A 7747-nucleotide genomic window follows, 5' to 3' on the forward strand; every position below is an offset into this window, starting at 1 on the left:
TATCACTGCCTTGTTTTCTTAAGGCGGTGAACCAAAGCCCTCGACTTGACTCTGATAGTTAAGTGGTGCGCAGAGAAGGAACGGCATATGTCCCGACGGTTTGTGGTCCCCAAGATAGACTCCAGTGAGATTACTCCGGAGAGTGTTTATCTGAATCGCAGGGAGTTAATGCGTGCCGCTGGTCTCGGGCTTTCAACTATGGCCTTGGCTGCGGCCCCGTTGACAGCAGCTTCTACGGGCAGCGCTCCGCGGCCCTTAGATTTCACCTCACCCGAAGGTGAGCAGTTTTCAAGCTCAGAGCAAAAGACCCCCTACGCCGATATCACTGCCTATAATAATTTTTATGAATTTGGCACTGACAAAGATGATCCGGCTCGCTATGCCAAAGAAATGACTATTGATCCATGGGCGGTGGAGGTGTCAGGGCTGGTACTAAAGCCGGGGAAATTAAACCTTGAGGATTTGCTCTCAGGCTTTGATCTTGAGGAGCGCATCTATCGTTTGCGATGCGTTGAAGCTTGGTCAATGGTGGTGCCGTGGATTGGCTTCCCGTTGGCGGACTTGTTGCAGCGCTTTCAGCCCTTGTCGACCGCTAAGTATGTTGAGTTCCGTACTCTTTACCGGCGCAGTGAAATGCGCGGCACGCGATCTTTTGGCAGTATCATTGACTGGCCCTACCGTGAAGGTTTGCGTCTTGATGAAGCGATGCACCCATTAACCTTAATTGCCGTAGGGCTTTACGGCAAAACACTCCCGCATCAAAACGGGGCGCCGCTGCGTTTGGTGGTGCCTTGGAAGTACGGTTTTAAGAGCATTAAGTCTATAGTCAGTATCAAATTAGTCGATCGGCAGCCGGCGACCTCATGGCAAAGCTTAGCGCCGAGGGAGTACGGTTTTTACTCTAACGTGAATCCAGCGGTGGACCACCCGCGTTGGAGTCAGAAATTTGAGCGCCGATTGCCTTCTAGTCTCTTTAGACCAAACCGGATTCCGACGCGGATGTTTAATGGCTACGAAGAGCAGGTTGCTGAGCTGTATCGAGGTATGGACCTGAGCAAATATTACTAATGGGGAGTGTGCCGCTCCGCAGTGTAGTGTTTGTGTTGTGTATCACGCCATTTATCGGCTTGGTAATTGACGGCCTAAACTCAGGCCTAGGCCCAGATCCGGCGGAACAAGTTATGGGGCGCAGCGGCCAATGGGCATTGCGAATGTTACTGTTGACCCTATTAGTCTCACCCCTTAGGCAGTGGACAGCTTGGTCGATGATTTTGAGCTGTCGGCGGATCTTGGGGCTATTCAGTTTTTTCTATGCCAGCATGCACTTGGCCTCTTTTAGTCATTTCTATATAGCGTGGCAGCCCTCGCTCTTGCTTGATGAGTTGATAAGGCGGCCATATATAGCGGCCGGCTTTACAGCTTGGTTGCTGATGCTGCCTCTAGCGATCACATCAAGCAAAGCATGGCAGCGGCGTTTGCGGCGCAACTGGCGAAAATTGCATCGGCTTATCTATCCCGCGACGCTCTTAGCTTGCTTGCATTTACTTTGGCAGGCGCGCTCTGACATTAGCGAATCATTGGTCTATACTGTTTTGGCGGCGCTGCTTTTGGCGTGGCGCTTGATCCCTAAGAAGGGCTCAAAAGGTACTTTGTAAATTTTTTTCAAATAGAGCTTGCGCAAAGCTTCGAAGTCAGTAGAATGCGCACCTCTCGCTAAGGCGCCCCCGGAACTGGATGGTCAGGGAAGGGTTGTAAAGAATCAGAAAGATTTTTACAAAAGGTGCTTGCAAGAACTGAAAGGCAGCGTATAATGCGCGCCTCTCGCTAAGGCGCTACCAGATCTGCAGTTAAAACAGTGAAGGTTGTAAAAGATCTGAAAATTTTTTACAAAAAGTGCTTGCAAGAAAACAAAAGGTGCGTAAAATGCGCATCCTCAGTTAGGGGGCAACCTCAACTGACTAACCAGAGTCCCGGCGACCTGGTGTTGTTTAACAAGAAGACGAAGACAGATGTGTGGGCACTTGTTGAGATGGTAGTCACGACTATTATCAGACACAACAAGTGACTCATTGATTCATTATGAATTCTTGATTTTTCGATAATTGTGTCTGAGCCGAGATTTGGTCGTTGCCGTGGGGTAACCACGTAAATGACCCCTCTTGTTGGCAGGTATTGCGACAGAGGTAAAAGATTAAACTGAAGAGTTTGATCATGGCTCAGATTGAACGCTGGCGGCAGGCCTAACACATGCAAGTCGAGCGCGAAAGCACTTCGGTGTGAGTAGAGCGGCGGACGGGTGAGTAATGCGCAGGAATCTACCTAGTAGTGGGGGATAACAGCTGGAAACAGCTGCTAATACCGCATACGCCCTACGGGGGAAAGCGGGGGACCTTAGGGCCTCGCGCTATTAGACGAGCCTGCGTTGGATTAGCTTGTTGGTGAGGTAAAGGCTCACCAAGGCGACGATCCATAGCTGGTCTGAGAGGATGATCAGCCACACCGGGACTGAGACACGGCCCGGACTCCTACGGGAGGCAGCAGTGGGGAATATTGCGCAATGGGCGAAAGCCTGACGCAGCCATGCCGCGTGTGTGAAGAAGGCCCTAGGGTTGTAAAGCACTTTCAATTGGGAAGAAAGGTTGTGTGTTAATAGCACTCAACTGTGACATTACCTTTAGAAGAAGCACCGGCTAACTCCGTGCCAGCAGCCGCGGTAATACGGAGGGTGCAAGCGTTAATCGGAATTACTGGGCGTAAAGCGCGCGTAGGCGGTTTGTTAAGTCGGATGTGAAAGCCCTGGGCTCAACCTGGGACCTGCATCCGATACTGGCCGACTAGAGTACGAGAGAGGGAGGTAGAATTCCACGTGTAGCGGTGAAATGCGTAGATATGTGGGGGAATACCGGTGGCGAAGGCGGCCTCCTGGCTCGATACTGACGCTGAGGTGCGAAAGCGTGGGGAGCAAACAGGATTAGATACCCTGGTAGTCCACGCCGTAAACGATGTCTACTAGCCGTTGGGGAACTTGATTCCTTGGTGGCGCAGCTAACGCACTAAGTAGACCGCCTGGGGAGTACGGCCGCAAGGTTAAAACTCAAATGAATTGACGGGGGCCCGCACAAGCGGTGGAGCATGTGGTTTAATTCGATGCAACGCGAAGAACCTTACCAGGTCTTGACATCCTGCGAATTTTCTAGAGATAGATTAGTGCCTTCGGGAACGCAGTGACAGGTGCTGCATGGCTGTCGTCAGCTCGTGTCGTGAGATGTTGGGTTAAGTCCCGTAACGAGCGCAACCCTTGTCCTTAGTTGCCAGCACGTAATGGTGGGAACTCTAAGGAGACTGCCGGTGACAAACCGGAGGAAGGTGGGGACGACGTCAAGTCATCATGGCCCTTACGACCTGGGCTACACACGTGCTACAATGGAGCGTACAGAGGGCTGCTAACCCGCGAGGGGGAGCGAATCCCACAAAACGTTTCGTAGTCCGGATTGGAGTCTGCAACTCGACTCCATGAAGTCGGAATCGCTAGTAATCGTGGATCAGAATGCCACGGTGAATACGTTCCCGGGCCTTGTACACACCGCCCGTCACACCATGGGAGTGGGTTGCAAAAGAAGTGGGTAGACTAACCTTCGGGAGGTCGCTCACCACTTTGTGATTCATGACTGGGGTGAAGTCGTAACAAGGTAGCCCTAGGGGAACCTGGGGCTGGATCACCTCCTTAAACGATAGTGACACGTCTTGATAAGTGTTCACACATTTGTCTTCGTCTTGAACGGTTGATGCGACAGTAATCATGAGCTTCGCTGTGCCTTTTTTTAGGCCTGTAGCTCAGTTGGTTAGAGCGCACCCCTGATAAGGGTGAGGTCGGCAGTTCAAATCTGCCCAGGCCTACCAAATCACTCCTGATCTTCGTCGTGAAGTCACTTGCATAGCAGTATGCGATGCCCTTCGCAGCGCGATCAGCACAGTTTGGTGAACTTGGCAGGTATTGTGATTGCTGCTGGTACACTTTTACTTGGGGCTATAGCTCAGCTGGGAGAGCGCCTGCCTTGCACGCAGGAGGTCTGCGGTTCGATCCCGCATAGCTCCACCACTTCTCGCAAGCTTGTAAGTTATGAGTTTGTTAGGATGGGATCCCCACGCATCGATTGGAATTCAGAAAGAAGCACATTGTCAACAATACTGATGAGTGTGTTTGTTTCTGGTTTTCACAACCGGACAGTTCTTTAACAAGGTAAATTAAGCTGAGTCTTTGGATTCAAGCAAGGCACCAACCCTCGGGTTCGGTGAATTGAAGAATCCTTAGATAATTGTTCTTGATAGCGGGTATCAATTCCCCGCTATCGAAACGAGTTGTTTTAAACAACACTGTGACTTAAGCGTCACAACATCCGGCGGGCAAGAACTTTGATCGGTTCTTGTCTACTAAGTACCTGGCCTGTGTTAAGGGGGTCAGGGAACTGTCTACTTGAACACTGCTTTTGTTGTTAAAAAGCGGTGGATCTCTTGTGCTAACAAGAGAACAGATAACTTCGGTTATATGGTCAAGTGACTAAGCGCATACGGTGGATGCCTTGGCAGTCAGAGGCGATGAAGGACGTTGTAGCCTGCGAAAAGCTTCGGGGAGTCGGCAAACAGACTTTGATCCGGAGATGTCCGAATGGGGAAACCCGCCCAATGTAAGTTGGGTATCCTGCACTGAATACATAGGTGTAGGAGGCGAACGAGGGGAACTGAAACATCTAAGTACCCTTAGGAAGAGAAATCAATTGAGATTCCCTCAGTAGCGGCGAGCGAACGGGGAACAGCCTGCAAGTGATAGCAGAAGGGTTAGTGGAACGGTCTGGAAAGTCCGGCGATAGAGGGTGATAGCCCCGTACACGAAAACGCTTTTGTGGTACTAAGCTTGCGATAAGTAGGACGGGACACGTGTTATCTTGTCTGAAGATGGGGGGACCATCCTCCAAGGCTAAATACTCCTGACTGACCGATAGTGAACCAGTACCGTGAGGGAAAGGCGAAAAGAACCCCGGAGAGGGGAGTGAAATAGAACCTGAAACCGTATGCGTACAAGCAGTGGGAGCACCTTCGTGGTGTGACTGCGTACCTTTTGTATAATGGGTCAGCGACTTATTGTCTGTAGCAAGCTTAACCGCATAGGGGAGGCGTAGGGAAACCGAGTCTTAATAGGGCGCATAGTTGCAGGCAGTAGACCCGAAACCGGGCGATCTATCCATGGCCAGAGTGAAGGTTAGGTAACACTGACTGGAGGCTCGAACCCACTTATGTTGAAAAATGAGGGGATGAGCTGTGGATCGGAGTGAAAGGCTAATCAAGCCCGGAGATAGCTGGTTCTCCTCGAAATCTATTTAGGTAGAGCGTCATGTCTTACCCTAGGGGGTAGAGCACTGTTTCGGCTAGGGGGTCATCCCGACTTACCAACCCGATGCAAACTCCGAATACCTAGGAGTACAATCATGGCAGAAAGACAGCGGGTGCTAACGTCCGTTGTCGAGAGGGCAACAACCCAGACCGCCAGCTAAGGTCCCCAATACCAGTTAAGTGGGAAACGATGTGGGAAGGCTTAGACAGCTAGGAGGTTGGCTTAGAAGCAGCCATCCTTTAAAGAAAGCGTAATAGCTCACTAGTCGAGTCGGCCTGCGCGGAAGATTTAACGGGGCTAAACTGGTAACCGAAGCTGCGGATGCATATTTATATGCATGGTAGAGGAGCGTTCTGTAAGCCGTTGAAGGTGAACCGGGAGGTTTGCTGGAGGTATCAGAAGTGCGAATGCTGACATGAGTAACGATAAGGGGGGTGAAAAACCTCCCCGCCGGAAGATCAAGGTTTCCTGCGCAACGCTAATCGGCGCAGGGTGAGTCGGCCCCTAAGGCGAGGGCGAAAGCCGTAGTCGATGGGAAACGGGTTAATATTCCCGTACTTCTTCATATTGCGATGGAGGGACGGAGTAGGCTAGGTCATCAGGGCGATGGTTGTCCCTGTTTAAGGCTGTAGGCTGACTGCTTAGGTAAATCCGGGCGGTTAAGGCTGAGAGTTGATGACGAGCTCTTTCGAAAGATCGAGCGAAGTGATTGATGCCATGCTTCCAGGAAAAGCTTCTAAGCTTCAGATATGAAGGAACCGTACTGTAAACCGACACAGGTGATCAGGTAGAGAATACCAAGGCGCTTGAGAGAACTCGGGTGAAGGAACTAGGCAAAATGGTACCGTAACTTCGGGAGAAGGTACGCCGGTTTTGGTGATGGGACTTGCTCCCTAAGCTGAGGCTGGCCGAAGTGACCAGGTGGCTGCGACTGTTTATTAAAAACATAGCACTGTGCAAACACGAAAGTGGACGTATACGGTGTGACGCCTGCCCGGTGCCGGAAGGTTAATTGATGGGGTTAGCTTCGGCGAAGCTCTTGATCGAAGCCCCGGTAAACGGCGGCCGTAACTATAACGGTCCTAAGGTAGCGAAATTCCTTGTCGGGTAAGTTCCGACCTGCACGAATGGCGTAACGATGGCCACACTGTCTCCACCCGAGACTCAGTGAAATTGAATTTGCGGTTAAGATGCCGTATACCCGCGGCTAGACGGAAAGACCCCGTGAACCTTTACTATAGCTTCACAGTGGACTTTGACTTTATTTGTGTAGGATAGCTGGGAGGCTTTGAAGCAATGGCGCTAGCTGTTGTGGAGCCAACCTTGAAATACCAGCCTGGTAAAGTTGAGGTTCTAACTTAGGTCCATTATCTGGATCGAGGACATTGTGTGGTGGGTAGTTTGACTGGGGCGGTCTCCTCCCAAAGAGTAACGGAGGAGCACGAAGGTGCGCTAATCATGGTCGGAAATCATGAGGTTAGTGTAAAGGCACAAGCGCGCTTGACTGCGAGACTGACAAGTCGAGCAGGTACGAAAGTAGGTCTTAGTGATCCGGTGGTTCTGTATGGAAGGGCCATCGCTCAACGGATAAAAGGTACTCCGGGGATAACAGGCTGATACCGCCCAAGAGTTCACATCGACGGCGGTGTTTGGCACCTCGATGTCGGCTCATCACATCCTGGGGCTGAAGCCGGTCCCAAGGGTATGGCTGTTCGCCATTTAAAGTGGTACGCGAGCTGGGTTTAGAACGTCGTGAGACAGTTCGGTCCCTATCTGCCGTGGGCGTTGGAGAATTGAGGGAAGCTGCTCCTAGTACGAGAGGACCGGAGTGGACGAACCACTGGTGTTCGGGTTGTGTCGCCAGACGCATTGCCCGGTAGCTACGTTCGGACAGGATAACCGCTGAAAGCATCTAAGCGGGAAGCCCCTCCCAAGATGAGTTCTCCCTGGGAATTTAATTCCCCTAAAGGGCCGTTGAAGACTACAACGTTGATAGGCTGGGTGTGGAAGCGCTGTAAGGCGTTGAGCTAACCAGTACTAATTGCCCGTGAGGCTTGACCATATAATCCAAGTTATTTGCTTGCCGCAAGGCGAGTATGAGTAGACAGCGGATGTTGTGATTAAGTCCAGAGTTGCTAGGCAACTCAGAAAGAACAGACAGCTTAATTTACCGCCTTATTTGGATCAAAGTAGGCCGCACCTACAGTGCCTAAGACCGAAATATCCAAGCCAGTTTGCCTGGCGACAATAGAGCGTTGGAACCACCTGAATCCTTTCCGAACTCAGAAGTGAAACGACGTATCGCCGATGGTAGTGTGGGGTCTCCCCATGTGAGAGTAGGTCATCGCCAGGCTTTAA

Annotated in this window: 2 protein-coding genes, 2 tRNA genes and 3 rRNA genes; all 7 read left to right on the forward strand. The window is 51.2% G+C overall.

All coding sequences use genetic code 11. From position 1 onward, the window contains the following. The first annotated feature begins 87 nt into the window (after positions 1-87). Positions 88-1068, forward strand: a complete 981-nt coding sequence (gene msrP, locus H2508_RS14800) for a protein-methionine-sulfoxide reductase catalytic subunit MsrP (protein WP_182175418.1) — start codon at positions 88-90, stop codon at positions 1066-1068. A gap of 113 nt (positions 1069-1181) precedes the next feature. After that, positions 1182-1655 (forward strand): protein-methionine-sulfoxide reductase heme-binding subunit MsrQ, encoded by a 474-nt coding sequence (locus tag H2508_RS14805; protein ID WP_268920764.1) that lies wholly within the window; start codon positions 1182-1184, stop codon positions 1653-1655. Between the two features lie 538 nt (positions 1656-2193). Then, a 16S ribosomal RNA gene (locus H2508_RS14810) occupies positions 2194-3727 on the forward strand. 96 nt (positions 3728-3823) lie between these two features. Then, positions 3824-3900 (forward strand) — tRNA-Ile (locus H2508_RS14815). A 123-nt stretch (positions 3901-4023) separates the two neighbouring features. Then, positions 4024-4099: transfer RNA gene (locus H2508_RS14820), tRNA-Ala, on the forward strand. A 449-nt stretch (positions 4100-4548) separates the two neighbouring features. Then, positions 4549-7451, forward strand: a 23S ribosomal RNA gene (locus H2508_RS14825). A gap of 175 nt (positions 7452-7626) precedes the next feature. Beyond that, positions 7627-7742 (forward strand): 5S ribosomal RNA (gene rrf / locus H2508_RS14830). Together the 16S, 23S and 5S rRNA genes with 2 tRNA genes alongside form the textbook arrangement of a ribosomal RNA operon. Positions 7743-7747 lie beyond the last annotated feature (5 nt).

This window comes from Sediminihaliea albiluteola, assembly GCF_014077625.1.
GTDB classification, from domain to species: Bacteria; Pseudomonadota; Gammaproteobacteria; order Pseudomonadales; family Halieaceae; genus Sediminihaliea; species Sediminihaliea albiluteola.

What these genes read in the sequence shown, in the direction of transcription:
- msrP (WP_182175418.1), top strand. Translation starts at nt 88, where the DNA reads ATGTCCCGACGGTTTGTGGTCCCCAAGATAGACTCCAGTGAGATTACT.
- H2508_RS14805 (WP_268920764.1), top strand. Translation starts at nt 1,182, where the DNA reads ATGGGGCGCAGCGGCCAATGGGCATTGCGAATGTTACTGTTGACCCTA.